Below are 25,615 nucleotides of genomic sequence, written 5' to 3' on the forward strand. Positions count from 1 at the left end.
GAGGCCGGGGGCGCCGTTTCGGCGTCAGGCGGCGCGGCGCGTGCGGATGCGGCGGGTCAGGACGAGGCCGAGACCGCCCGCCGCGACCAGCAGCAGGGCGTACTCCGGGAGCGGCCCCAGCCGGGTGGCGGGTGTCTCGGTGGAGCGCAGCGGGATCTCGGCGACCAGGGCGTCCGCGGTGAACAGCTTCGTCTGCCGGACGATCTTCCCGTCGGGTCGGATGACCGCGCTGACCCCGCTGGTGACGGGGACGAGGACGGCACGGCTGTGCTCGACCGCGCGGATCCGGTCCATGGCGAGCTGCTGGTACGTCATCTGGGTGCGGCCGAACGTGGCGTTGTTGCTGGGTACGGCGATCACCTGGGCGCCGTCGCGGACGGTGGAGCGGACGGCGTCGTCGAAGGCGGCTTCGAAGCAGGTGACCATGCCGACGCCGCTGCCCGCCATGTCGAAGACGCCGGGGTCCTTGCCCGGGCCGAAGTCCCGGCGCACCCGGTCCACGTCCGAGCTGAAGAGCCGGACGAAGGAGCGCATCGGGATGCGCTCGCCGAAGGGCTGGATCTTGCGCTTGTCGTAGGTGTCCGTGGGGCCCTTGACCGGGTCCCACAGGATCATCGTGTTGCGCAACGGTCCGGTCTCCGGGGCGACGACGGCGCCGATGGCGACGGGCACGCCGATGGCCTGGACCGCGCTTTCGATGGCGGCGTAGGCGTCGGGTTCGGTGTACGGGTCGAGGTCGGAGGAGTTCTCCGGCCAGACGACGAAGTCGGGCTTGGGCACGCGGCCGGCCTTGACGTCCTGGGCGAGCTCGATGGTCCGGTTGACGTGGTTGTCCAGGACCTGGCGGCGCTGGGCGTTGAAGTCGAAGCCCAGGCGCGGAACGTTGCCCTGGATGACGGCGGCGACGACCTTGCCGTCCTCGGCGGAGTCGGAGACCAGCGGGCGGGCAGCGAGCCCGGCGCCGATGGGGGCGGCGACGCTGAGCGCGGCGACGGCGGCGGTGGCGCGGCCGGGGTGCTCGCGGGCCGCGCGCAGGGCCGCGTACAGACCGAATCCGCAGAGGGCGACGGCGAAGGAGAGCAGCGGGGTGCCGCCGACGGCGGCGAGCGGGGTGAAGATCCCGTCCGCCTGGCCGAAGGCGAGCTTGCCCCAGGGGAAGCCGCCGAAGGGGATCCGGGCCCGCAGGGCCTCGCCGGCGACCCAGACGGCCGCGGCGAAGACCGGCCAGGCGGGGAGGCGGCCGACGAGGGCGATGCCGAGGCCGGTGACCCCGATGAAGAGGGCTTCGACGGCGGCGAGTGCCAGCCAGGGCACCGGACCGACCTCCGAACCGGTCCACACGAGGAGCGGCAGCATGAAGCCGAGCCCGGTGAGGAACCCGAGGCCGAAGCCGGCCCGGGCGCGGCGGCCGTGCAGGCAGCCCGCGAGCAGGGCGAGGGCGAGGGGGGCCAGCCACCACAGGGGGCGGGGCGGGAAGCCGAGGTAGAGCAGCACCCCCGCGAGCGCCGCGAGCGGGGCCCGGACCAGCCACAGGGACGTGCGCGGCCCCATCCGGGCGAGGATTCCGCCGTGGGCGCCGGGGGCCGCGCCCGCCGGGTCGGCGGGCTTCACGGGCTCGTTCCCGGCCGTGCGGGTGACACTGCTGCTCATTTGGCGGAGTGTACGTCCCCTCGGAGGAAGCGCAGGTAAGGACCTATCGGGCGAGGGCGCGGAGGTGGGTGCGAATGACCCGGACGGCGTTCTCCGCGTCGTCGACGGTGACCGTGAACAGCTTTCCGTCGCCGAGTCTCAGTTCCACGCCTTCGCCGCGCCGGACGATGACCGCGGTGCCCTTCTCCGGGCGCCAGCGGTAGCCCCAGCCGCCCCACTGCTGCGGGGTGATCCGGGGGACGAACTCGGCCGAGGACACGTCGCTGAGCCGGATCCTGCGGCGGGGCAGCCCCATGTGGCCGCAGCGCACTTCGAAGACCTCGGAGTCGACGGTGACGGCGACGTGTACGAAGGCGAGGGTCCCGAAGAGGATCAGCAGTCCCGCGGCGAGGCAGCCGATCACGGCCATGAGCAGGGGGACGTAGCCGGAGGTCCAGGCGTTGTCGACGGCGAGTTCCGCGCCGAGCGCCAGACAGGCCGCACCGGCCGCCGCCAGCAGCCACTGCACGCGGTTGGAGGCCCGGCCCGTCCAGCGCGGGCCCGGGTTGTGCACCGTCATGTTGTGCAGCGTACTCACGTTCCGCACCGGCGCCACCACCTCTCGCCCACGCGCCGCGATGCGCGCCTGCCCGTGCTTGACCTCAACCAAACTCGAGGTCCTACGGTCCTGGCCATGACCACTCACCAGACAGTCGAGAACGACGTTCCCCCGCGCTACCGCACGGCGGTGGTGCCGCACATCATGGTGGCCGACGCCGGCGCGGCGATCGATTTCTACGTCCGGGCCTTCGGCGCCGTCGAGGAGTTCCGGCTCGACGGCCCCGAGGGCGGGGTGCTGCACGCCGAGATCCGCGTCGGCGGGGCGGTGATGATGCTCGGTGACACCTCCGAGGGCCCGTTCTCCCCGCCTTCGACCCTGGGCGGGACCTCGGTCGCGCTGCACGTGTTCGTACCGGACGTGGACGCGCTCGTCCGGACGGCGGTGGCGGCCGGCGCGGAGCTGGTGCAGGAGCCGGCGGACCGGTTCCACGGTGACCGGACCGCCATCCTGCGGGATCCGTCGGGGCACCTGTGGGTGTTCCTCACCCACCTGGAGGAGGTCTCCCGGGAGGAGATGACGCGGCGCCTCGGCTGACGGGATCACCGGATCATCGGATCATCGGGTCAGCCGGGGAGCAGGCCCACGAGGGCGTCGCGCAGCGCCGGGCGGCGGGCGCTCACGAAGCGGTGCAGGTTCCGCGAGGCGAAGGCCACGCGCTGTGCGCTGCGGCGCCGCTCGGCGTCGTACGCGCGCAGCGCCCCCGCCAGTCCGGTCCGTCCGTGCCCCGCCACCGCGCGGGTCAGGGCCTCCGCGTCGAGCAGGGCGGTGCAGGCGCCCTGGCCGAGGTTGGGCGTCATGGCGTGGGCGGCGTCGCCGACGAGGGCGACCCGACCGATGGCGGTGAAGGCGGGGAGCGCGGGGTACAGGTGGCGCATCTCGTACCGGATCCACGTCGAGGGGTCGGTCTCGGCGAGGACGCGCGGGACGGGATCGTGCCAGCCGGCGAAGGCATCGCGCAGCTCGTCGGCGGTGGTGGCCTCGGGGACGGCGGCGTACCAGTTGGTGCGGCCGGGCTCGACGGGGGTCATGCCGAAGAAGCGGCCCACGCCCCAGGTCTCGCCGTACACGCCCGTCTCGAATCCGGCGATGCCGATCCAGGCGACCGTTCCGATGGTGCGCGGAGCACTGGCACGGCCGAAGTGCGCGGTGCGGACGGCGCTGTTGATGCCGTCCGCTCCGACGAGGAGGTCGACGCCGGGCGGCACGTCGGCCGGTTCGGCGAGCGCCTGCCCGTAGGCGATCCGCGCGCCGCCGAGCCGGTCGAACTCGGCGACCAGGGCGTCGATCAGGTAGGGGCGGGCGATGAGGAGCTCGGGCCTGCCCGCCTTGCGCTCGATCCGTTCGAGCGGAAGGGCGGCGAGCACCGTGCCGTCGGGGCGGCGGATCCGCGCGTCGCGGTACGGGACCGCGCGCGCCCGCAGCGCGTCGCCGAGGCCGAGGCGGTCGAGGGCGGCCTGCGCGCCGGGGTGGATGGCGAAGGCCGTTCCGTAGCGTTCGAGGGCCGTGCGCCGCTCCAGGACGGCGACCCCCCAGCCGGCCCTGCGCAGTCCGATGGCGGTGGCGAGTCCGCCGACTCCGGCGCCGACGACGAGGGCCGTACCGCGGTTGCCGCTCATGCTGTCTCCCCTCAGCAGGTGCACGAATACTGCACGGGTGCCACGACGGACAACGCATACCACCACAGCCGTGGTACCCCATCTGTGGTACCACGGCTGTGGTTAAGCTGGCAAGGTGAACCAGGGGAATCAGGACCGACGCGACCGGCTGCGGGACGCGGCCGTCGCCGTACTGGCCGAGGCGGGCGGGCGCGGCCTCACGCACCGGGCCGTCGACGCCGCCGCCGACGTGCCGACGGGCACGGCCAAGAACTACTTCCCGACCCGCGACGCGCTGCTGCGGGCCGTGGCGGAGCGCTGCCTGGAGCAGTACCTGGCCCTGACCGCCGGGCCCCCGCCCGGCGACGCCGAACAGCTGGCGGGCCTGCTCGCGGCGCTGCTCCGCAACGTGGCGGGGCCCGGGCGGCCGCGGATGGTCGCCTACATGGAACTCCAGACCGAGTCCACGCGGCGGCCGTGGTTGGCGGCGCTGCTGGACCCGATCGGCGCCTCGGACTTCACGGCCCACGCCCATCTGCTGCGCGCGGCCGGCCTGCCCTCCGACCCGCGAACGGCCCGCGCCCTGACCCTCGCCCTGCACGGCGCGATCCCCCACCTCCTGGCGGGCGCGCCGGACGCCCTGGCGGCATCCGGCCTGGACGACCTGGACCGCTTCACCCGCGACCTGCTGACCGCCGTATGCGCCGGCGAAACACCGTAATCCCCCACCCCAACCACCCGACGGACCTTTCAGCCCCGCCGGCGCTTGAGGCGCGGGGCTGTTCCAGCCTCGCCGGCGTTTGAGGCGCGGGGTCCGGGGCGGAGCCCCAGGACGGGTCCGGGCGGAGCCCGGGGAACGGTGGAAGGGCGGGTAGGGGACAGGCTCCGCGCAGCGGCACCCCGGGGCGGCCCGCACCTGCCGGGGTACGCGGCACCGCGCGCGGCACGGGCACGCCGGCTCACCGCCCTGCGGTGACCGGTTCACGCCGAAGCTCCAGGCGCCGCCCCGAAAACGCCTCGCGCACCCGCCGGTCATGGGTCACCACGACCACGGTCCCGGCGAATTCGGCAAGGGCCGCCTCCAGTTCCTCCACCACCGCCGGGGCCAGGTGGTTCGTGGGTTCGTCGAGCAGCAGCAGGTCCAGCGGTCGCGCCACCAGCCCGGCCAGTTCGACCTTGCGGCGTTGCCCGGACGAGAGGGTGTGCAGCGGCCGACCGAGGTCCTCGCGGGCCAGCAGGCCGTGGGAGGCGGCCCGTTCTGCGGCTTCCTCGCCGAACAACTCGACCACGGAGCGCAGTTCGTGCGCCCAGGGGTCGTCCTGCCTGAGCAGCCCCACCCGCGCCGGCGTGCGCACCAGGCCCCACCCCGGCTCCAACTCCCCCGCCAGCAGGTGCAACAGGGTCGACTTTCCGGCCCCGTTGGGCCCGGTGACCAGGAGCCGCTCCCCCGGGGCGAGCGTCAGCGACACCGGTGCGAGCCGCCCCGGCACGACCGCTCCGGCCAGCTCCACCACCCCGGCGGAACCCTCGGTGAACCGGCCGGTGAAGGCGAGCGGCCGCGGGGGCGGCGGAACCGGGTTCTCCGTCAGCCGGTGCAGTCGTTCGCGGGCGGCCCGGATCCGGCTCGCGGCGCCGTGGCCGCGGGACCGGGCGCGGAACGCGCCCGCTCCGCTGAAGCCGCGGGGCAGCTTGCGCGGGATCGCCGCGAACCGCCCGATGTTGGCCTCGGCGAGCCTCTCGGCGCTCCGGACCTCCTCGCGCCACTCGTCGTACTCCCGCTGTCCGCGGGCCCGTTCGGCGGCGCGGGCGGTCAGGAACCCTGCGTAACCGTTGCCGTGGCGGCCGACCGTCCGACGGCCCTGATCCACCTCCATGATCACGGTCGCGACACGGTCGAGGAAGACCCGGTCGTGCGTGACGGCGACGACGGTGCCCCGGTGGCCGCGCAGCCGCTCCTCCAGCCAGCCGACCGCCTCGTCGTCGAGGTCGTTGGTCGGCTCGTCGAGCAGCAGGAGTTCCGGCTCGGAGGCGAGTGCGGCCGCGAGCGCGAGGCGGGATCGCTGACCGCCCGACAGGGTGCCGAGCCGGCGGTCCGGGTCCAGCCCGGCGCTTTCGCCGAGGTGGCGCAGGGTGGTCGCGACGCGCCGCTCGGCATCGCGGCCGCCGCGCGCCTCGTGGGCGTCGAGGAGCGCCGCGTACGAGGCGAGCTCCTCGGGGCCGGCGAGGTGCAGTACGGACTCCGCGGCCCGGATCCGGCGCTCCAGCGCGCGCAGGTCGGCGAGCGCGAGGTCGACGGCGTCGCCCACGCGGGCGGACGGCGGGAGGTCGAGGGTCTGCGCGAGGTGACCGATGCCGCCGGGCACGGTGACGGTGACCTCCCCCCGGTCGGGCCGTTCCTGTCCGGCGAGGAGCCGGAGCAGGGTGGATTTGCCGGAGCCGTTGTCACCGACGACGCCGACCCGCTCGCCGGGCCGGACCGTGAGGCTGACGCGGTCCAGGACGACGCGGGTGTCGTAGCTCTTGGTGACCTCGGACAGGACGATCTGGGTGGAGGCGAGTGGAGCACGCAAGGACGATCCCTTTCCCTGGATGACGAGACGAACCGTTGCGTCTCGCTGTGCGGGAAAAGGTAGACGACGTGGCGGCATCACGCAAGACGCTTCGTCTCGCCGTGGCGGGTGGGGGCCGGGGCCGGGGCTACCCGACGGGGGCGCGGTGACCCGCGAGCAGCTGCCCCTCGGCGTACGCGAGCGCGGCGGCGGGGAGGCTCTCCTCGCGCCCGCTGCGCAGGACGGTCAATCCGCCCGTGCGGGGCAGCTCGGGCGCGGGCCCGACCCCGAGACGGCGCAGTGCCTGCAGGGCGACCGCCTCGGCGGAACCGTGGAAGACGTACCCGGCTCCCCGCGTCCGCTCGTCGAGGGCGGCCCGGATCGGGGCCTCGACCAGCTCGTAGTGCGTGCAGCCGAGCACCACGTCCGTGACGTCGGGCGGAGTCAGCGCGGTTGCGGCGGCCACGGCGGCCGCCACGGCCTCGTCGTCCGCCGCTTCGACTGCGTCGGCGAGACCGGGGCAGGGCACCTCGGTGACCCGGGCCCCGGCGGCGAAGTCGCGGATCAGCCCGCGCTGGTAGGGGCTGCCGGTGGTGGCGGGGGTGGCCCAGATGGCGACGCGGCCACCGGCGGCCGCCGCGGGCTTGATCGCCGGCACGGTCCCGATGACGGGGATACCGGGCTCGAGCTCCGCCCGCACGGTGTCCAGGGCGTGCACGGTGGCGGTGTTGCAGGCCACGATCAGAGCGTCCGGACGGTGCGCGGAGGCGGCCCGGGCGACGGCGAGCGCCCGTCCGGTGAGGTCCGCAGGGGTACGTGGCCCCCAGGGCATCCCGTCGGGGTCGGAGGACAGCACGAGGTCCGCATCCGGCCGCAGCCGCCGCACCGCCGCGGCCGCCGCGATGAGGCCGATTCCGGAGTCCATGAGGGCGATCTTCACCCCGCCACCTTAATCCCTGCGGGGCCCGACGGTACGGGCGCCCACCGCGGCGGGGCCGCGCCTCTCCCGCGGGGCTCGGCCGTGCGGAGCCGCTCGGCGGGGCCGGGTCCCCGCCGGGCTCGGCGGCCCCTGTCCGGCGACCCGTCGGGGAGCGCCCGTGGGGCGGGGACACGGCGGAGTGTCCCCGCAGGACGAGCGCGCAACCACGCTCGCGCGACGAAGCGGTGCCCCGGGGCGCGAGGACGAGGGGACGCTCCGCCGGGGCACCGCCCCACCCGACCAGCCCCGCCCGGGGAGCACCACGTCACGACACCACCGGAGCAGACGGCACCCCGGCCAGGACGGCGACTCAGCCCCGTTCGGGCTCCGCGGGCTTCCGCCACGTGCGGCGGTAGCCCTCGCGGAGGGGGCCGCCCACCAGGTCCAGGATCTCCTCGGCCGCCGCGAGCAGCGCCGCCGGGTCCCCGGACTCGCACAAGTGGAGGTGAGCCTCCACCAGCGCACCCCCGCGCCGCTCGTCCGCCATCCTCAGGCGCCTCGGCAGCCACTTGCCGCCGCCGGTCCACGCCCGGTGGTGGTCCAGGAGCAGTTCGGCGGCGCCGCCGAGGACGACCGATGCCACCGCGATCCGCTCCGCCCGGTCACCCGCGTCGCCGAGGTCGTCCAGCGCGTCCGTCAGCGCGTACCTCTTGCTCTCGACCGTCTCCGGATCCAGCGCCGGCGGCCCCTCCCGGAGGTCGGCCTCGGCCAGCGCGCGGGCCCGCCCCGCCTCGCCGTCCACGTCGACGAGGACGCGCCCCGCGGCGTACATGTTCTGCATGACCCCGTGCCGCGTGGCGATGTCCGCGGCGAAGAGCTCGCCGAGTCCGGCGCGGGTGTGGACGAAGAGTTCCACCAGCCGCCCCTCGTAGCGGATGGTCTCCCGGTACGTCTCGCCTCCGTCGGCCACCAGCACGGCGATGTCCAGGTCACTGGTGGCGGTGGCGCGCCCGGCCGCCGTCGATCCGGCGAGGATCACGGCGAGCGCGTCCGGGAAGAGCTCACCGGCGAGCCGCCGCGCCTGTTCCACAGGGTCCGTTTCCATCCGGCCAGGGTGGCAGACCAAGTGATCAAGAACGACCCGGTTTCCCGCCACCGCGACCGTCCCGGCCGTCCCGGCCGTCGCGACCGCCGGCGCCGCCGCCACCGCTACCACCCCCGCCACCCCGGCGCGTCCAGGTCCACGACACGCCCCGCGGGGCCCGGCACACTGCCGACATGGGCCTCCTCACCGCCGCCGACGCCGCCACCGGCGCGGCCTTCGCCTCCCTCGCCGCCTGGCTCTGGCTCACGCTCGCCCAGGGCATGTTCTGGCGTACCGACGTCCGGCTCCCGGAACCCCGCACCGCCCCCGCCCGCTGGCCGTCCGTGGCGATCGTCGTGCCCGCCAGGGACGAGGCCGAGGTGCTCCCCCGCAGCCTGCCGTCGCTGATCGCCCAGGACTATCCCGGCGAGGCCGAGGTGGTGCTGGTCGACGACGGCAGTACGGACGGCACGGCCGCCCTCGCGCTGGAGCTGGCGCGCGAGCAGCCCGGCCTGCCGCTCACGGTCGTCTCCCCCGGCGAGCCCGCCCCCGGCTGGACGGGCAAGCTCTGGGCGCTGCGCCACGGCATCGCGCACGCCCGCACCGCGCATCCCACCGAGCCGGACTTCCTGCTCCTCACCGACGCGGACATCGCGCACGAGCCCGACAGCCTCCGGGAACTGGTGGCCGCCGCGACCTCCGCCGATCTCGACCTCGTCTCCCAGATGGCCCGGCTGCGCGTGGTGGGCTTCTGGGAGCGGCTCGTCGTACCGGCCTTCGTGTACTTCTTCGCGCAGCTCTATCCGTTCCGCCGGACCAACCGCCCGGGCGCCCGCACCGCGGCGGCGGCCGGCGGCTGCGTGCTGCTGCGCACCGGGGCCGCGGTGAAGGCCGGGGTGCCCGATTCCATCCGGCAGGCCGTCATCGACGACGTGTCCCTGGCGCGCGCCGTCAAGCGCTCCGGCGGGCGGATCTGGCTCGGGCTCGCGGAGCGCGTCGACAGCGTGCGCCCGTATCCCGTGCTCGGCGACCTGTGGCGGATGGTCTCGCGCAGCGCGTACGCGCAACTTCGTCACCGGCCCCTCCTGCTGGCCGGCACCGTGGCGGGGCTGGTGCTCGTCTACCTCGTACCGCCGGTCGCCCTGCTCGGCGGGCTCGCCACCGGACACCCGGCGGTCGCCTGGGCAGGGGGTCTGGCCTGGCTGCTGATGGCGGGCACCTACCTGCCGATGCTCCGCTACCACCGCCAGTCACCCGCGCTCGCGCCGCTGCTCCCGTTCACCGCGTTCCTGTACCTGCTGATGACCGTCGACTCGGCCGTCCAGCACTACCGGGGACGCGGCGCCGCCTGGAAGGGCCGTACCTATGCCCGCCCCAGCGACGCCTGAAACAGGGAATCACCTACGAACTGGGGCCAAAACCAACGTCATCCGAGGTCACGGAGTCGTGACGCTCCGTCAACAGCAAATCGGTGCACCACGCAACCGGTGAGGACGAGTGGGACAAGGCGGTGCGGACGTGGCGAATCGTGCACGTGAACGTCAAGTGAAAGGTGGGGCTCTGACCTGCGAATATGCAGGTCAGAGGGGGGTCGGTGACACCTCGCTATGGACCCGGTGAAGTCGTGGGCTTAACTTAGGTCCCATGACCTCCCCCCGCTCCACTTATGGCGGCGGTTACTACTCCGCGCCCTCTTTCCCGGACACCCCCATCTACGACTCCCTCGTCGCCGAACGCGGCACTCCGCAGATCGCCCCGATCCGCGTTCCGGCCGCCTACGACTCCCCGAGTTCCGGGTATTCGAGCGGTGGGTACCTCCCGGCCCTCGCCTCCGCGCTGCCCGCCCTGCCGGCCGCCCTCCCCCCGGCCGCGCCCCAGCAGCAGGCACCCGGATACGGGTACCCGTACCCCCAGCAGGCCGCCCCGCAGCCGATGCCGCTGCAGAACGCGCCCGCCCCGTACATCCCGCAGCAGCAGCCGGTCGGCGCCCGCGCCGGGTTCGTGCCGCAGCCCCAGCTGCAGCCGCCCCGCCCGGTCGCCACGGCCACCGGTTACGAGGCCATGCGTCCGGCCGCGCCGCGCCCGATGCAGGTTCCGGTTCAGGTGCCCGCACCGGTCCAGAGCGCCTCGTACGAGGACCCGTACGGTCGCCCGTACCAGGGGCGCGGCTACTGACCGATCCCGTGACAGTTGCATGGACAGCGGACGGGGCTGGCAGTATGCCCCCATGTCGAACTTGCATGTCCATGCGCTCCACGTCCATCCCGTCAAATCGGTAGCGGGGATCGCTCCCGACGCGGTGGCCGTGGAGCCATGGGGTCTGTCCGGAGACCGGCGGTGGGCGCTGGTCGACACCGAGGGCATGGTCATCACCCAACGCCAGCAGCCGCGGCTGGCGTTGGCGTCGGCCCGTCCGCTGGGCGACGGGCGCATCGCGGTGTCTGCGCCGGGCATGGCGGAGCTGGTGGTGGAGGCCCCCGGACCGGGGCCTCTGGAGCCGGTCGTGCTGTTCGGGCAGAAGATCGAGACGGTGATCGCGGCCGACGCCGCGGCCGCCTGGTTCGGCGAGTACCTCGGGGTGCCGGTACGCCTCGCGTACATGGACGATCCGGCCGTGCGCCGGCCCGTGGACCCGGATTACGCGCTGCCGGGCGAGACGGTGAGCCTCGCCGACGCCTATCCGCTGCTGCTCACCACGCTCGCCTCGCTGGAGGCGCTCAACTCGCTGATCACCCGGGGGGGCCATCCCGAGGAGGGTCCGCTTCCGATGAACCGTTTCCGCCCCAATGTGGTGGTCGCCGGGGCGGAGGCGTGGGCGGAGGACGGCTGGCGGCGCCTGGCGATCGGCGACGCCGAGTTCCGCGGGGTCCGCGAATGCGGCCGGTGCGTCGTGACCACCACCGACCAGCGGACCGCGGAACGCGGCAAGGAGCCGCTGAAGACCCTCGCCAAGCACCGCCGGATCGGCAAGTCACTGGCCTTCGGGCGGCAGCTGGTGCCGGTGCGGCTGGGGACCGTGCGCGTCGGCGACGAGGTCCGCATCCTCGAATGACCCGCTCAGACCTCCCGGAATGACACCTTCGGGGGGAGCCTTGCCCCGACTGGAACCAACCGGCCCGACCACGCCGTTGGATCAGTCGAGACAGGTGGGCACCCGGTGACGGGACGGCACCGGATCGGGTGACACATGTCTCGTGCGTCCCGGAATGCGCGTTACCGGGGGGTGCGGGAGGCTTGTACGCGCAGACAGGCGAAGCTCGCGGGGCAGGGGGAGCCAAACCGTGTGGACGGCAATGGGTGTGTGGCGCTGGCGGCGCAATCCGCTGCGGCGTCCGACCGATCTCTTCGAGGCATGGGTGGCGTTCGCCGCGCTCGTGTGCCTCCTCGTGATGGCTCCGGCCCTCGGCTGGGTCGCGGGCCTGAAGGTCGACGGGACCTTGCAGCGCGCCGCGCACGAGCAGCAGCAGGAGCGGCACCTCGTGGCGGCGGTCGTGCTCCGGCCGGCCCCCGAGGCGGCCGCGGGCGCTTCCGCGGACCCGTCGGCGCAGCGCACGGCCCCGCACCGGACGCAGATCGTGGCCTCGTGGACCGCGCCCGACGGCAGCAACCACCAGGGCACCGTGCCGGCCGCGGAGGAACCGCCGCGGCCCGGCGACCGCTTCCGGATCTGGACGGACGCGCGCGGCCGCCTGGTGGGGCAGCCCCTCGATCCGTCCTCCGCCGCGCTGCACGCGGGAGTGGCGGGGCTGGCGATCGCGATCGGTGCGGCCGCACTGGTGGAAACGGTGCGGCGGCTGGTCGTACGCAGGCTCATGCATCGGCGGTACATACGTCTGGACCGCGCCTGGGCGGCCGCCGGTCCGGATTGGGGCCGGGCGGGCGCGGGCAGTTGACCTGGCCACCCGGCGGCGCCGCGCGCGCTACGGTGGGGCGGCCGGACCGGATCGGTCGGAACGGCATCGGCGAGTACGAGGGCGGGGGCACGACAGCACCATGGCTCAGGGCACGGTCCAGGTGACGCACGGCGGGACTTCGCGGTGGCGGCGCCGCTCCGGCGAGTATCCGACGCTGGCCGCCGCGCTCGCCGTCGCGGGCGACGGGGACGTGCTCACCGTCGCGCCCGGCACCTACCGGGAGAACCTGGTGCTGGAGCACGCGGTGACCCTGCGCGGGCCCGAGGGCGGGCTGGGGTCGGTGCGGATCGCCCCGCTCGACGGGGTCGCCCTGACCGTGCGCGCCTCGGCCGTGGTCCAGGACCTGCACCTGGAGGGCCAGGACCGGGCGACGCCCGCGCTGTTGGTCGAGGACGGCTCGCCCGAGCTCACCGATCTGCGGGTCAGCACCCGCTCGGCGGCCGGCATCGAGGTCCGCGGCTCCGGCGCCCGGCCCCTGGTGCGGCGGTGCACGGTGGAGAATCCGACCGGCGTCGGGATCGCCGTACTGGACGGCGGCGGCGGGGTGTTCGAGGAGTGCGAGGTCCTGGCCGCCGGGCAGACCGGCGTCACGGTGCGCGACGGCGGCCGGCCCCGGCTGGAGCGCTGCCGGATCCACCACGCCACGGGCGCGGGCATCGGCATCACCGGCGAGGGTTCGGGACTGGAGGCGCTCGGCTGCGAGGTGTACGAGATCAAGGGCGCCGGGGTGCAGATCGCCTCGCGGGCCTCGGCCCGGCTCACCGACTGCTCGGTGCACCGCACCTCCGCCGACGGGGTCACCCTCGACACCGACGCCGTGCTCACCCTGGCGGGCTGCGACATCCACGACATCCCGGAGAACGCGGTCGACCTGCGGTCCCGTTCGGTGCTCACCCTCAGCCGCACCACGGTGCGCCGGTTCGGCCGCAACGGCCTGTCGGTGTGGGATCCGGGGACCAGGGTCGATGCCGAGGCCTGCGAGATCCACGACAGCACGGGCGACTACCCGGCGGTGTGGATCAGCGACGGAGCCACCGCCTCCCTCGCCTCCTGCCGGGTGCACGACGTGCCGGACGCGCTGTTCGTACTGGACCGGGGCTCGCGCGTGGACGTGGTCGACAGTGACCTCTCGCAGGTGCGCAACACCGCCGTCTCGGTGAGCGACGGGGCCGTCGCCGAGCTGGACGACTGCCGGATCCGCGAGGCCGGGACGGGCGCCTGGTTCCGCGACCACGGCAGCGGCGGCACCCTCGCCAACTGCACCTTCGACTCCGTACAGACCGGGGTGATCGTCACCAAGGGCGCCGACCCCGCCCTGGAGCGGTGCACGGTCACCTCCCCCGCCGAGGCGGGGTTCTACGTGTCGGCGGGCGGGCGGGGCACGTTCACGGCCTGCCGGGTGGAGGGCAGTTCCGGCTTCGGTTTCCACGTCATCGACGGCTGCCGCACCACGCTGACCCGCTGCCACACGGAGCGGTGCGCGCGCGGGGGTTACGAGTTCGCGGAGGACGGGCCGTCCGTCGAGGACTGCACCGGCGACGAGTCGGGGACCAGACGGGCGGCCCAGTCGGGCTCCGGTGGCGCGTTCGCCGGGGAACGGGCGGGGATCCGTACCGTCCCGGCGGCGCGCGGCGACGTACCGGCGTCGGCGGAGGTGCCCGTACCCCGCCCGGGGCACGAGCCGGACGGCGGGCCCGTGGCGGCTCCGCGGGGTTCGGGCGAGACGCTCGGGCAACTCGACGCGCTGGTGGGCCTGGACAGCGTCAAACGCGAGGTGCGGGCGCTCACCGACATGATCGAGGTGGGCCGGCGGCGGCAGCAGGCGGGTCTCAAGGCGGCCTCCGTGCGCAGGCACCTGGTCTTCACCGGCTCCCCCGGCACCGGCAAGACCACGGTGGCCCGGCTCTACGGGGAGATCCTCGCCTCCCTCGGGGTGCTGGAGCGCGGCCATCTCGTCGAGGTGTCCCGGGTGGACCTGGTGGGCGAGCACATCGGCTCCACCGCTATCCGTACGCAGGAGGCCTTCGAGCGGGCGCGCGGCGGGGTGCTGTTCATCGACGAGGCGTACGCGCTGGCCCCGGAGGACTCGGGCCGGGACTTCGGGCGCGAGGCGATCGACACCCTGGTCAAGCTGATGGAGGACCACCGGGACGCGGTGGTGGTGATCGTCGCCGGGTACACGGCGGAGATGGACCGCTTCCTGGCGGTGAACCCGGGCGTCGCCTCGCGGTTCTCCCGGACCATCACCTTCGGCGACTACGGGCCCGACGAGCTGCTGCGGATCGTGGAGCAGCAGGCGGAGGAGCACGAGTACCGGCTCGGCGAGGGCACGACCGAGGCGCTGCTGACGTACTTCACGGAGCTGCCCAAGGGCCCGGCGTTCGGCAACGGCCGCACCGCGCGCCAGACCTTCGAGTCGATGGTCGAGCGGCACGCGGGGCGGGTGGCGCAGCTGTCCGAGCCGAGCACGGACGAGCTCACCCTGCTGTTCCCGGCGGATCTGCCCGCCCTGCCCGCTCCTTGCTGAGCCCCGGACCCTGGGCCGGTACTCCCCCGGGCACCGCCGGGCGGGGCTCCCCGGCCCTGGCGGCTTCATCGGCCCGCGCGGCCTCGTCGGCCCGCGCGGCCTCGTCGAGCCGGGCGAGCAGTGCGGCGCGTTCGGCGGCGAAGGCCGGGTCGGCCTGGTAGTCGGAGTGGCCGAGGATCGGCGCCGGCAGCGGGTACCGGGCGCTGCGGCCGTAGGCGACCGGGTCGGCGAGCGGGCCGCGGTCCACGCCCTGGCCGGCTCCGGGGAGCGCGGGGCCGCCGATGGGGTCGGTGGCCCGCCAGAGGTTGCGCCAGCAGTCGAGGTCGCCGTGCAGTGCGGTGAGCGGCCCCGGGCCGAAGTAGGCGGGGAACCAGCGGCCGTAGAGCCGGGCGAGCGGGGAGCCGTAGGTGAGCAGGGCCACCCGGCGGCGGACGTGCGGGGGCAGCTGCCAGACGGCCGCCGCCGCGAGGACACTGCCCTGGGAGTGGCCGGAGATGACCAGCCGTCCGCCGGTGCGGTCCGTCCAGCCGGTCATCCGCCAGGTCAGGTCGGGCACGGCGCGCTCGGCGTAGCAGGGCGGGGCGAAGGGGTGTGCGGCGCGCGGCCAGAAGGTGCCGACGTCCCACAGGATCCCTATGGTGCGGCGGGCCGACGGGTCCCGGTAGGCGCGCCGGCCCCAGGCCACGAAGAGGACGAAGCCGAAGCCGATGAGCCAGGACCCGGCGTCCTGCGCGGTGCGGGCGACGGTCTCCAGCAGCGGGCCGCTGCCGCGCGCCGCCTCGTAGGGGGCGCGGCCGCCGATCCATGCCCCTGCGAGGGCTCCGGCGCCGAGCAGCAGCGTGATCCCGGAGACGGCCCCGACGAACCAGGGCGCGGAGTCGGTGAGCGCGGCGGCGGCCCGCGCCCCCGCGATGCGGCGGCTGCGGGGCCCGTCCGGTGTCTCCCCGGGGTATTCGGCGGCGATGCCGACGGCCAGGCCGCGCCGCTCGCGGACCCCGCGCACCGTGAACCAGCCGGCGAGCAGGGCGAGTACGACGAGCAGCGGCGGCAGGACGGCGGCCTGCCAGGTCAGGAGCACGGGCGGCCCGGGCAGCGGGGCGCCGGGTGTCCCGGGGACGGCGCCGCCGTCCAGCCAGTCGGCGACGCGCTGGGCGACGCCGCCCGACATCACCCCGCCGAGGGCGCAGCCGAGCATGCCGACGGCGGGCCCGCCGAGGCCGCCCAGCGCGGTGGCCGGATCGGGGGCCCGGCGGTGCAGGTACCGGGCGACGGCGGCGAGCGCGAGCACGCAGCAGCCCTGACCCAGCATCAGCACCCCGAAGGCGAGGTCCCCGGGGAGCCGCCCGGCGGAGGTCCAGCCGGGGCGCGCCCAGCAGGCGTGCACGAGGACGGCGACCAGCAGCGCGAGGGCGGCCCGGGGCAGCAGGGTGACGGCGGCCCGGTCGAGGTGGTGGTCGGCCCGGTCCTCGGTGCGGCCGCGCCGGCACACGACCCAGGCCACGGCTCCGGCCGTGGCGGCGAGCAGCCCCTGGGTGGCCCAGCCGACCGCTTCCAGTACGGGTGCGCCGGCGGACCCGCGGTCGTGGCGGGCCGTGGGCACGGAGACGGCCACCGCCACGGTGAGCAGCCCCGCGGCGGTGTGCGCGGCGCGCAGGCGGGCCACGAGGCGGCGCCCGTACCAGAATCCGGGCCGGCCGAGCGCGGGGACCGTGTCCGAGGCGGTGTCCGGGTCGGCCGATCCGACGGGGGGCGGCTGGGACTCGTAGGCGCTCCAGGTGCGGTTCGACAGGTACCAGAGCAGCCCGGTCAGGGCGGCCGGGACCAGGGCCCCGAGCGCGAGGCGGCGGCCGGGTTCGGCCCACCAGCCGCCCCCGGGGGCGAGGAAGCCCAGCCAGGAGAACCGGGAGCCCGCACAGGAGCCGGTGCCCGCGCACTGCCAGGCGAACAGGTCGAGCGCGACCTCGCAGGCGGCCGCGATCAGCAGGACGGTGAGGCTGAGCGCGAGGATCCGTACGAGGACCCCGTACGTCCGCACGGCGCGCGGTGTGGTGCCGGTGGTGCCGGCGGGGCGGGCCCAGTGCGCGAGGTTGGCCACCATGAAGGGCAGGAGCAGCAGCCACAGCGCGCGGGCGCCGTTGCCGGAGGTGAGCCGGGACCAGCAGTAGGCCTCGGGGACGGGCCGCCCGGCGTACCGCTCGGGGTGCGCCTCGGCGTCGGCGTCCTCGGTGCGGCGGAAGACGGCGGCGGTGGAGTCCCCGGTGACCCGTACGGTACGCGGGTCACCGAGCAGCTCACCGGGTGCCGCGCCGGCCACGCCGTGCACGAGGAGCTCCAGCGCGAGCACGGCCGGGGCCGGGGCCGGGGCCGGGCCGTCGCCCCGGCGGTCGCCCCGGTCGGGGGGTGGCGGTGGAAGGGGCGTATCCGGCACGGCGGCCTCCGCTCTCGGGGAGCACCAGCATCCCGCCGGGCGGGGCCCCTTGCCAGCACCGCGGCCACATGTACCCCCTGGGTGTGCGGACTTCTTCGCGAGGTGCGGCTATGGTGTCGCCGCGCACGACAGCGATCTCACCCCAGGGGGTACCGCCATGGCTCGCCGACTCCGCCCGGTGGGGCTGGACTTCATCGAGGACGCACCGGTCCGGCTGGTCTTCGCCGCTCAGGTCTCCGCCGCGCCGGAGGACGTGTACCGGGCCCTCGCCGAGGAAGTGGAGGGCTGGCCGCGCTGGTTCAAGGCGGTGACCCTCGCCCGCCCCACGCACGGCGGCGCGGGCCGGGAGATCAGGCTGATGGGCGGCGTCCGCTTCGAGGAGACGATCATGGCGGCGGATCCCGAGCGGCGTTACGCGTACCGGGTCGACACGACCAACGCCCCAGGCCTCCAGGCCCTGTTGGAGGAGTGGCGGTTGACTCCCCAGGGGGCCGGCACCCATGTCCGCTGGACCTTCGCCGCGGACGGACCCGCCGCCTTCCGCTTCGCCCTCGCCCTCGCCCGCCCCGGTCTGGGCCACTCCTTCCGCCAGGCGGTCCGCGCGCTGGACGCCCGCCTGGCGGCCCGACGCGCGGCGGGTCAGTAGCCGGGCCGTCCGGTTCGGGTTCGCGTACCGGTCGGCCCCCTTACCCGTCGGCCCCCTTACCCGTCGGCCCCCTGCCCGCCGGCCGGCTCAGACCGCGGGCTCGCGCCAGGTGCCCGTCGTCAGGAGCGTGTCGATGGTCTTGGCGTACGGGGCCAGGTCGAGGCCCTGTTCCGCCAGCCACTGGTCGGAGTAGTACTTGTCCAGGTAGCGGTCGCCCGAGTCGCAGAGCAGGGTGACCACGCTGCCCGTGCGGCCCTCGGCCACCATCTCGGAGACGATCTTCAGTGCGCTCCACAGGCCGGTGCCGGTGGAGCCGCCCGCCTTGCGGCCGATCGCCTGCTCCAGCGCCCGGCAGGCGGCGACGCTCGCCGCGTCCGGGACCTTCATCATCCGGTCGACGGCACCCGGTACGAAGCTCGGCTCCATCCGGGGCCGTCCGATGCCCTCGATGCGCGAGCCGCAGTCGCTGGTCGCGTGCGGGTCGTTGTTGGTCCAGCCGTCGAAGAAACAGGAGTTCTCCGGGTCCGGGACGCAGATCCGGGTGTCGTACTGCATGTAGTGGACGTAGCGCGCGACGGTCGCGGAGGTGCCGCCGGTGCCGGCGGTCGCGACGATCCAGGCCGGTTCGGGGAACCGCTCCAGGCGCAGCTGCTGATAAATCGATTCTGCGATGTTGTTGTTGCCGCGCCAGTCGGTCGCCCGCTCCGCGTACGTGAACTGGTCCATGTAGTGTCCGCCGGTACGGGCGGCGAGCTCGGCCGACTCCTCGTACATCTTCATCGAGTCGTCCACGAAGTGGCATTCGCCGCCGTGGAATTCGATGAGCCGGCACTTCTCCGGGCTGGTGGTCCGCGGCATGACCGCGATGAACGGGACGCCGATGAGCTTCGCGAAGTACGCCTCGGAGACCGCGGTCGAGCCCGAGGAGGCCTCGATGACCGGGCGGCCGGGGCGGACCCAGCCGTTGCAGAGTGCGTAGAGGAACAGCGAGCGCGCGAGGCGGTGCTTGAGCGAGCCCGTGGGGTGCGTCGACTCGTCCTTGAGGTAGAGGTCGATGCCCCACGCCTCGGGCAGCGGAAAGCGCAGCAGATGCGTGTCGGCCGAACGGTTGGCGTCCGCCTGGACCTTGCGAACGGCCTCCTTCAGCCACGCACGGTACTCGGCGTCACTGTGGTCCACGTCGACGGTCGTGGCGGTGGTGGCGGTGGTGACGGTGGCGCCGCTCGTGGCGGCCTTGGCGGCTGCGCCGGTTGTGCCGGTGGTGCTCATGCGCCGTGCTCCTTCGTGCCCGTGTTTCATGCCCTGTGCTTTCGCAATGTACCTCCCTCACCTGCGCAAACAGTCGCTTTGGGTTTCCATGCGGATCGCTTTAGGACGCGTTCGGTTGCACTGTGGCGCACCGTGGGTGACCCTGGTGGAGCATTACCGAGGGTGCAGCACCCGTAACACTCATGTCGGGGAGTCGCAGCCGTGATCAGTCATTCCCGCAGGCACTGCGTCGTCGAACTGCAGGCCTTGCCGTCGCGGATCGGCCAAATCCGCAGGATCGTCTCCGCACAGCTGCGCCACTGGCAGCTCGACCCGCTCATAGACCGGGCTGCGCTCGGCGTGACGGAACTTCTCAGCAACGTCCACCGCCACGCGCAGCCGGACAAGACCTGCACGGTGGAGATCGAACTGCGCCTCGGGCGCCTCACGGTCTCGGTCATCGACAGCGATCCTCGGCTCCCGGTGCTCCGTGAAACGTATCCGCCGGCGGAAACGCATTCGCCGGCGCCGCAGCCACTGGAGGCGCTGGAGACCTGCGGACGCGGGCTCGCGCTCGTGGCGGCGCTCAGCGAGGCCTGGGGGGCCCGGGAGCGGCCCGACGGTCCGGGCAAGGCGGTGTGGTTCTCCCTGCGGGCGGCGCCCGTACCGCAGGCTCCGGCGCAGCCGAGGCGGATCAAGACCACTCCCGTACGGGAGCCCGCGCGAGCGGTGTCCCTCACCCCGGATGCCCAACCCGTACCGACAGCGCTGCCGGTGGCGGTCTCGGTGTCGGTCCCGGTCGGCACCGTGCCCGGCTGACGCCCCGGGGCACACCGCTGCCGCCGGCGGCCCCAGGGCCTGTCGTCGAACTCCCGTCGTCGCCCCGGTGCGGCGAGAGCGCGGGCCCGGCGTCGCGGGGCAGACGAGAGTTCGACGACAGGCCCTAGGCCAGGGCTCCCAGCGGGTCGTCCAGCACCGGCTGCCACGCCAGTTCCGCCGCGCCGACCAGGCTGTTGTGGTCGAGGGTGCACGGCAGGATCGGTACTCCCCCGCTGCGGCCCCACAGGCTGCGGTCGGCGACCACCGCGCGCAGCCGGTCCGGGTCGGCGTGGAGCAGTTCGCGGTGCAGGCCGCCGAGGATGATGCGGTCCGGGTTCAGGATGTTGACCAGGCCCGCGAGGCCGAGGCCGAGGCGGTCGATCAGCTCCTCGGTGGCCGCCCGTACCCCCGCCTCGCCGGGCTCGTCGCGCAGCAGGTCACGGGCCTGCTGGAGCAGCGAGACCTCCGGGCCGGGCGTACGTCCCGCCGCGGTGAGGAAGGCCAGCGGGTCGGCCTCCACGTCCAGGCAGCCGCGGCTGCCGCAGTGGCAGGCCCGCCCCTCCGGGTTCACGGTGAGGTGGCCGACCTCCAGGGCCAGGCCCGAACTCCCGCTGTGCAGGCGCCCGTCCAGCACCAGCGCCCCGCCGACCCCGCGGTGCCCGGTGGCCACGCAGAGCAGGTGCTGAGCGCTGCGCCCGGCACCGTGCCGGTGCTCGGCCAGTGCGGCGAGGTTGACGTCGTTGCCGGTCAGGGCGGGGCCGTCGATGCCGGCCGCCTTCACGCACCGCGCGAAGACGGACCGTACGGGAGAGCCGGGCGGCCAGGCCAGGTGCAGCGGGTTCAGTGCCGTGCCCTCGGGCTCGGCGACGGCCGAGGGCACCGCGAGGCCCGCGCCGATGCAGCGGCGGCCGCTCTCCTCCAGCAGCCGAGCGCCCGCGTCCACCACCGCGCCGAGCACCTGGGCCGGGTCGGCGGAGACGGTGATCTTGCCGGGGGCGGTGGCGACGATCCGGCCGCCGAGGCCGACCAGGGCCGCGCGGAAGCCGTCCGGGTGCACCTGGGCTGCGAGTGCGACGGGCCCGTCCTCGGCGACCGCCAGCCGGTGCGAGGGGCGGCCCTGGGTGCCGCCGCCGCCCGCGCCGCCGGGCCGGGAGTCGACGCGGATCAGCCCGAGCGCCTCCAGTTCCGCGGCGACGGCCCCGGCGGTGGCGCGGGTGACCCCCAGCTCGGCGGTCAGGACGGCACGCGTGGGGGCGCGGCCGGTGTGGACCAGCTCCAGCGCCGGGCCCAGCGCCCCTCGGCCTCGCTCCAGCTTGGTCCGTGCGGACGTGGACACCGTGGTCGCGTCCCCCACCCCCGGCGGGGCCCCGTTGCCGTTCATGGCAACGATCCTCGCATGATCGGAGGGCCCCGGGCGCCGCCGCTACGTCGGGCCCGGGCCGAGGCCGCCGACGCGAAGGGTGACGTTCAGCCGCCCGGCGAGGCCGAGCCCGTGCGGGCCGGTGCCCGGCAGGACCTTCGGCACGCCGTGGTAGGCCAGACGACTCGGACCCCCGAAGACGAAGAGGTCCCCACTGCGCAGCTCGACGTCCCGGTACGGGCGGCCGCGCGAGGCGGTGTTCCCGAAGCGGAAGACGCAGCTGTCGCCGAGGCTGAGCGACACCACCGGAGCCCCCGACCTCTCCTCCGCGTCGCGGTGCATGCCCATGCGGGAGTCGCCCTCGTAGAAGTTGACCAGGGCGATGTCGTGGACCACCTCGGGGTCCGGAATCCGCCCGTAGGCGGCGGCCAGGGCTTCCCGCCCCAGCGCGGCCAGCCAGTCGGGCATGGGCTTGACGGGCGCCCCGTCCCCGTCGACGGCGGTGCGCGCGTATCCGTACGGGTACCAGTGCAGCCCGAGGCACACCTGCCGGGCGGTCATCACCCCGCCGCCGGGAGTCCGTACGGTGCGCAGGCCGGCGGGCGGGAGGGCCCACTCCCGGCAGGCGGCGAGCAGCTCGCGCTGGCGCCCCGGCCCCAGCCAGTCGGGCACGTGCACGGCGCCGGGAGCGATCTCGGACCGCTCGCGCGGGAACAGTTCCCCGTGATCTCCGTGTTCCCCGTGTTCCCCGTCCATGGCTCCATTGTCGGCTCCGGCTGCGAGACTCCCGCCATGGAGATCATCGAATACGTGAAGACGGTCGCGAGTGAGGGCGAGCTCCTCGCCGACGCGGCCGAACGGGCCGGCACCGAGGCCGCGGTGCCCACCTGTCCGGGGTGGCACGTGGCCGATCTGCTGCGGCACACGGGGGCCGTGCACCGCTGGGCGGCCGGTTACGTCGCGGAGGGGCGGCTGGAGCCGGTGGGGTTTCCCGAAGCGCCCGAGCTCTCGGGGGACGAGCTGCTGAGGTGGTTTCGGGAGGGGCACGCAGCGCTGGTGCGCACGCTGACCGAGGCGCCGGCCGACGTCCAGTGCTGGACCTTCCTTCCGACGGCCGCGCCGTCCCCGCTGGCGTTCTGGGCGCGGCGGCAGGCCCATGAGACCTCGGTGCACCGGCTGGACGCGGAGTCGGCGCTCGGCGTGGCGTACGCGCCGGTCGACGCGCGGTTCGCGGAGGACGGGGTGGACGAGCTGCTGACCGGCTTCCACGCCCGCCCGCGCAGCCGGGTCCGTACCGCGGAGCCCAAGGTGCTGCGGATCCGGGCGGCCGACACCGGTGCGTCGTGGACCGTCCACCTGTCCGCGGAGCCGGCCCGCACGGTCCGCGGCACCACGGAGGAGCCGGCCGACTGCGAGGTGACGGGCACCGCGTCCTGGCTGTACTCGGCCCTCTGGAACCGTCTCCCGCTGTCGGGCCCCGGCGTCACGGGCGACCTGTCGCTGGCCGGGCTGTGGAGGGAGAAGGCCGGAATCTGACCGGGGGGCCTCCCGGGAACCGGAACTGGGTCACTCCCCGAGGGTGGCGGCGTACGCGGTCTGCGCGCGGTACGGCCAGGCGGGCGCCGCGTTCCAGGGGTTGGGCATGGTCCGGCCGGTCGCGTACGCGTAGCCCGCGCCACGGGTGAAGGCCGTCCGCAGGGCGGTGCGCATCGCGGCCGCGTCCGGGACCTCGTGGACGAGGTGCCAGAACGCGGTGCCGCTCGGGTCGAGTTCGGCGCCGGGGCGGTAGCCGCCCACCGGGTCGAAGACGTTGCCGCCGAGCCAGCCGCCGCCGGTGTAGGCGGCGTAGGTGTCCTCGTACGTGACGAAGACGTCGGCGGTCCGGTGGCCCGGTTCCAGGTAGCAGTCGGCGATGGCGGTACCCGGGTTGTCGACGACGAGTTCGGGGACGGAGGGGTCGACGGCGTCCATGCCGGCCTGCACGTAACGGCGGAGCTCGGCGTAGTGGTCGCGGGTCGCGTTGCCGGGCCCGCAGTCGCGGCTGACGACGTCGAAGAAGATGCCGTCGACGTGGAGGCGGCCGTCGCCGTCGGCGGGTCTGAGGTAGTTGTCGACGGAGGCCTTCACCTCGGCGATGTCGCGGTTGCCGTGGTCGGTGTGGACGTAGCCGAGCACCTTGGTCTTCTCGCCGGTCGCGGTGGTGGCGCGGCGCAGGGCGTCGGCGCGGGACCGCCAGGCCGCGTCGAACGGGGCGTCGCCGTTGCCCGGGTTGAGGACGACCACCGAAGGGGCCGGGCGGGTGGCGGCGAGATCGGTGAGCACGGGGTCGTCCGCCCAGACGTAGGCGGGGACCGCGATGTCGAGGCCCCGCACGCCGGCCGTCCGGGGCGAGGCGACCTGGGACCGAGCGGGTTCGGTCGGGGGCGTGTCGCGCGCCGACGCGGTGACGACCGGCGCCGGCGCGACGAGTAACGCGGTGACGACGATGGCGAACAGGGCCTTCACGGCGCGGGGCATGAACGTTCCTCCGGCGGCGGCAAGGGGTGGGCGGCCCGAGGAACACTAGCCGGGCGGCCCCGGCTTCCGGCCGGAACCGCACGCATTCATACGAGGAACAGAAGAGCGAACGGGCGGGCGCCGCGTCACACGGCGGGCAGCCCCACCCCGTGGGCCAGTTGGCCGGCGGCATGCGTGAAGAAGGCGTCCCGGTCCTCGACGACCCGGTTGAACTGGCCGAACAGCTCGAAGGAGACGAGGCCGGCCAGCTGCGCCCAGGCGGCGACCAGGGCGGCGGTGACCTCCGGCGGCAGTCCGGTGGCGAACTCGGCGGTCATCCGCTCGGCCTCGGCGCGCAGGGTCGCGGGCAGCGGCGGCAGGGCGAGACCGCGGCCCTCGTGGGCGGCCCGGGCGATCCCGATGAGGATGTTTCCGACGCGCGAGGCGGGCCCGATGGTGTCCACGGGGGCGCTGTAACCGGGTACGGGGGAACCGTAGATGAGGGCGTACTCGTGCGGGCGCTCCAGCCCCCACGCGCGGACGGCTTCGCAGACCGCGATCCAGCGGGCGCGGGGCGGGGCGCCGGCGGCGAGGGCCTGGGCGTCGGCCTGCTCGGCGGCGGCACCGAGGCTGTCGTACGCGTCGACGATGAGCGCGGTGAGCAGGTCGTCGCGGCTGGGGAAGTAGCGGTAGAGGGCGGAGGAGACCATGCCCAGATCGCGGGCGACCGCGCGCAGGGAGAGTTTGGCGGCTCCCTCGTCCGCGAGCCGGCGGCGCGCCTCGTCCTTGATGGCGGCGGTGACCTCGATGCGGGCCCGTTCCCTGGCCCCTCGCACGGTGTTCATGCGGGCCAGTCTGCCACGCGGCCGGAGCACTGCCCAAGAACGAGATCTCCGCTCCATTTCGAGAGCACTGCTCTTGCTTTGGAGCATCGATCCGTGCACACTGGTCTCAAGCGAGAGCAGTGCTCTCCGAAGCCGGAGAAGACCCGGGAAGACCCGAGAAGACCTGGAGCCCACCATGAGCAGCACGCCCACCCCGTACTACGTCCAGGCCAGTCCGTTCGCCGTCCGCTTCAACGCCCTCTTCGGCAAGCTGGCCCGCTTCGGCATCAGCCTGGCCGGCACCGCCGAGCTGTCGGTCCGCGGCCGGAAGTCCGGCGAGATGCAGCGGATCCCGGTCAACCCGCACACGTACGGCGGAGCGCAGTACCTGGTCTCGGCCCGCGGCCACTCCCAGTGGGTCCGCAACATGCGCGTCGCCGGCGGCGGCGAGCTGCGCGTGGGGCGCAAGCTGCGGACCTTCGCCGCGACCGAGATCACCGACCCGGCGGAGAAGGCGGCCATCCTGCGGGCGTACCTGGAGAAGTGGGGCTGGGAGGTCAACCGTTTCTTCCAGGGCGTGACGGCGAAGTCCTCCGACGCGGAACTCCGGGCCGCCGCCGGCGACCACCCGGTCTTCCGCATCACGGTCTCGAACTGACCCCCGCCCGCCCGCCGGACGTTCGGGCCCCGCCCCTCGTGCGAGGGAACGCGCCGGTGGACGGCTTCCAGTACGGCCGGCTCCTGTCGGCGTGCTCGGTCCCGCCCGCCCCGACCGTGCGTCCCGCACCGGCGCCCGCTTAGAACGGCACGTACGCGACGCCCTGCTCTCCGCAGCTCCGGACGAACGCATCGTGTTCGGACCGCCCCCCGATGCCGTACGGGTTCTGTACGCACACCACCGGCGCGATGGTGCCGATCCCCTCGATCTTCACCTTTCGGGGCCCCTTCACCCGGG

At 74.5% G+C, this 25,615-nt stretch carries 23 protein-coding genes and 1 pseudogene; 11 read left to right on the top strand and 13 right to left on the bottom strand.

Going from position 1 to position 25,615, the window contains the following annotated elements:
- Positions 1-24: 24 nt before the first annotated feature.
- Both lnt and ACFYZL_RS10560 read right to left on the bottom strand, forming a co-directional pair.
- On the bottom strand, positions 25-1,650 hold the full coding sequence (gene lnt / locus ACFYZL_RS10555; protein ID WP_388677918.1) for an apolipoprotein N-acyltransferase: 1,626 nt from the start codon (positions 1,648-1,650) through the stop codon (positions 25-27).
- A 43-nt stretch (positions 1,651-1,693) separates the two neighbouring features.
- Positions 1,694-2,209, bottom strand: a complete 516-nt coding sequence (locus tag ACFYZL_RS10560) for a hypothetical protein (RefSeq protein WP_388677921.1) — start codon at positions 2,207-2,209, stop codon at positions 1,694-1,696.
- Positions 2,210-2,323: 114 nt separating this feature from the next.
- Here ACFYZL_RS10560 and ACFYZL_RS10565 point away from each other — a divergent pair, with 114 nt between their 5' ends.
- Positions 2,324-2,785 carry a VOC family protein gene (locus ACFYZL_RS10565; protein ID WP_384744934.1) on the top strand — a complete coding sequence of 154 codons (462 nt, stop codon included), beginning with the start codon at positions 2,324-2,326 and terminating at the stop codon, positions 2,783-2,785.
- 29 nt (positions 2,786-2,814) lie between these two features.
- On the opposite strand, the gene ACFYZL_RS10570 is transcribed toward ACFYZL_RS10565, so the two are convergent.
- Positions 2,815-3,867 (bottom strand): FAD-dependent oxidoreductase, encoded by a 1,053-nt coding sequence (locus ACFYZL_RS10570; protein WP_388677924.1) that lies wholly within the window; start codon positions 3,865-3,867, stop codon positions 2,815-2,817.
- Between the two features lie 115 nt (positions 3,868-3,982).
- On the opposite strand from ACFYZL_RS10570, the gene ACFYZL_RS10575 reads away from it, so the two are divergent.
- On the top strand, positions 3,983-4,567 hold the full coding sequence (locus tag ACFYZL_RS10575; protein WP_388677927.1) for a TetR/AcrR family transcriptional regulator: 585 nt from the start codon (positions 3,983-3,985) through the stop codon (positions 4,565-4,567).
- A 238-nt stretch (positions 4,568-4,805) separates the two neighbouring features.
- Here ACFYZL_RS10575 and ACFYZL_RS10580 read toward each other — a convergent pair whose 3' ends face one another.
- From ACFYZL_RS10580 to ACFYZL_RS10590, 3 genes are all read right to left on the bottom strand, one after another.
- Positions 4,806-6,416 carry an ABC-F family ATP-binding cassette domain-containing protein gene (locus tag ACFYZL_RS10580; RefSeq protein ID WP_388677930.1) on the bottom strand — a complete coding sequence of 537 codons (1,611 nt, stop codon included), beginning with the start codon at positions 6,414-6,416 and terminating at the stop codon, positions 4,806-4,808.
- A gap of 127 nt (positions 6,417-6,543) precedes the next feature.
- Entirely contained in the window at positions 6,544-7,335 is a 792-nt protein-coding gene (locus ACFYZL_RS10585; RefSeq protein WP_384744941.1) for a glutamate racemase, read from the bottom strand.
- 349 nt (positions 7,336-7,684) lie between these two features.
- Complete coding sequence (locus tag ACFYZL_RS10590; protein ID WP_384744943.1) at positions 7,685-8,419, bottom strand: nucleotidyltransferase domain-containing protein; 735 nt, start codon at positions 8,417-8,419, stop codon at positions 7,685-7,687.
- A 173-nt stretch (positions 8,420-8,592) separates the two neighbouring features.
- On the opposite strand from ACFYZL_RS10590, the gene ACFYZL_RS10595 reads away from it, so the two are divergent.
- The 5 genes from ACFYZL_RS10595 (at position 8,593) to ACFYZL_RS10615 (ending at position 14,839) form a co-directional block, all read left to right on the top strand.
- Entirely contained in the window at positions 8,593-9,786 is a 1,194-nt protein-coding gene (locus ACFYZL_RS10595) for a glycosyltransferase (protein WP_388677934.1), read from the top strand.
- Positions 9,787-10,042: 256 nt separating this feature from the next.
- Positions 10,043-10,573 (top strand): DUF6643 family protein, encoded by a 531-nt coding sequence (locus ACFYZL_RS10600; RefSeq protein WP_384744946.1) that lies wholly within the window; start codon positions 10,043-10,045, stop codon positions 10,571-10,573.
- 52 nt (positions 10,574-10,625) lie between these two features.
- Positions 10,626-11,450, top strand: coding sequence for an MOSC domain-containing protein (locus ACFYZL_RS10605; RefSeq protein WP_388677938.1), 825 nt, complete (start codon positions 10,626-10,628; stop codon positions 11,448-11,450).
- A gap of 229 nt (positions 11,451-11,679) precedes the next feature.
- Positions 11,680-12,291: a hypothetical protein gene (locus tag ACFYZL_RS10610; RefSeq protein WP_384744949.1), complete on the top strand. Its 612-nt coding sequence runs from the start codon at positions 11,680-11,682 to the stop codon at positions 12,289-12,291.
- Between the two features lie 100 nt (positions 12,292-12,391).
- Positions 12,392-14,839, top strand: a complete 2,448-nt coding sequence (locus ACFYZL_RS10615) for a right-handed parallel beta-helix repeat-containing protein (protein ID WP_388677941.1) — start codon at positions 12,392-12,394, stop codon at positions 14,837-14,839.
- On the opposite strand, the gene ACFYZL_RS10620 is transcribed toward ACFYZL_RS10615, so the two are convergent.
- Entirely contained in the window at positions 14,790-17,267 is a 2,478-nt protein-coding gene (locus tag ACFYZL_RS10620) for a hypothetical protein (RefSeq protein WP_388677944.1), read from the bottom strand. The two genes, ACFYZL_RS10615 and ACFYZL_RS10620, sit on opposite strands and share 50 nt — an antisense overlap.
- Before the next feature lie 157 nt (positions 17,268-17,424).
- Here ACFYZL_RS10620 and ACFYZL_RS10625 point away from each other — a divergent pair, with 157 nt between their 5' ends.
- The gene (locus ACFYZL_RS10625) at positions 17,425-17,913 is read left to right on the top strand and encodes an SRPBCC family protein (RefSeq protein WP_384744954.1); all 489 of its coding nucleotides are present in this window, start codon (positions 17,425-17,427) and stop codon (positions 17,911-17,913) included.
- 87 nt (positions 17,914-18,000) lie between these two features.
- Here ACFYZL_RS10625 and ACFYZL_RS10630 read toward each other — a convergent pair whose 3' ends face one another.
- Positions 18,001-19,182, bottom strand: a complete 1,182-nt coding sequence (locus tag ACFYZL_RS10630; RefSeq protein ID WP_388677947.1) for a PLP-dependent cysteine synthase family protein — start codon at positions 19,180-19,182, stop codon at positions 18,001-18,003.
- A 201-nt stretch (positions 19,183-19,383) separates the two neighbouring features.
- Between ACFYZL_RS10630 and ACFYZL_RS10635 the strand changes: the two genes are divergently transcribed.
- Positions 19,384-19,980 (top strand): ATP-binding protein, encoded by a 597-nt coding sequence (locus tag ACFYZL_RS10635; RefSeq protein WP_384744958.1) that lies wholly within the window; start codon positions 19,384-19,386, stop codon positions 19,978-19,980.
- Positions 19,981-20,104: 124 nt separating this feature from the next.
- Here ACFYZL_RS10635 and ACFYZL_RS10640 read toward each other — a convergent pair whose 3' ends face one another.
- Both ACFYZL_RS10640 and ACFYZL_RS10645 read right to left on the bottom strand, forming a co-directional pair.
- Positions 20,105-21,361 (bottom strand): ROK family protein, encoded by a 1,257-nt coding sequence (locus ACFYZL_RS10640; protein WP_384744960.1) that lies wholly within the window; start codon positions 21,359-21,361, stop codon positions 20,105-20,107.
- Positions 21,362-21,403: 42 nt separating this feature from the next.
- A complete protein-coding gene (locus ACFYZL_RS10645) occupies positions 21,404-22,096 on the bottom strand; it encodes an alpha-ketoglutarate-dependent dioxygenase AlkB family protein (protein ID WP_388677951.1) in 693 nt (230 codons plus the stop codon).
- Positions 22,097-22,132: 36 nt separating this feature from the next.
- Between ACFYZL_RS10645 and ACFYZL_RS10650 the strand changes: the two genes are divergently transcribed.
- Positions 22,133-22,876 carry a maleylpyruvate isomerase family mycothiol-dependent enzyme gene (locus tag ACFYZL_RS10650; RefSeq protein ID WP_384744964.1) on the top strand — a complete coding sequence of 248 codons (744 nt, stop codon included), beginning with the start codon at positions 22,133-22,135 and terminating at the stop codon, positions 22,874-22,876.
- 30 nt (positions 22,877-22,906) lie between these two features.
- Here the strand turns inward: ACFYZL_RS10650 and ACFYZL_RS10655 are convergent, their stop codons facing one another.
- Together ACFYZL_RS10655 and ACFYZL_RS10660 are read right to left on the bottom strand one after the other, a co-directional pair.
- Positions 22,907-23,857 (bottom strand): spherulation-specific family 4 protein, encoded by a 951-nt coding sequence (locus ACFYZL_RS10655; protein ID WP_388677954.1) that lies wholly within the window; start codon positions 23,855-23,857, stop codon positions 22,907-22,909.
- A 125-nt stretch (positions 23,858-23,982) separates the two neighbouring features.
- On the bottom strand, positions 23,983-24,681 hold the full coding sequence (locus ACFYZL_RS10660) for a TetR/AcrR family transcriptional regulator (protein WP_384744966.1): 699 nt from the start codon (positions 24,679-24,681) through the stop codon (positions 23,983-23,985).
- Between the two features lie 175 nt (positions 24,682-24,856).
- On the opposite strand from ACFYZL_RS10660, the gene ACFYZL_RS10665 reads away from it, so the two are divergent.
- On the top strand, positions 24,857-25,318 hold the full coding sequence (locus ACFYZL_RS10665; RefSeq protein ID WP_388677958.1) for a nitroreductase/quinone reductase family protein: 462 nt from the start codon (positions 24,857-24,859) through the stop codon (positions 25,316-25,318).
- 142 nt (positions 25,319-25,460) lie between these two features.
- Here the strand turns inward: ACFYZL_RS10665 and ACFYZL_RS10670 are convergent.
- Positions 25,461-25,568: pseudogene (locus tag ACFYZL_RS10670) on the bottom strand (aldo/keto reductase); the annotation flags it as partial.
- Between the last annotated feature and the right edge of the window lie 47 nt (positions 25,569-25,615).

The sequence above is a fragment of the Streptomyces sp. NPDC001717 genome (assembly GCF_042892775.1).
Lineage (GTDB): Bacteria > Actinomycetota > Actinomycetes > Streptomycetales > Streptomycetaceae > Streptomyces.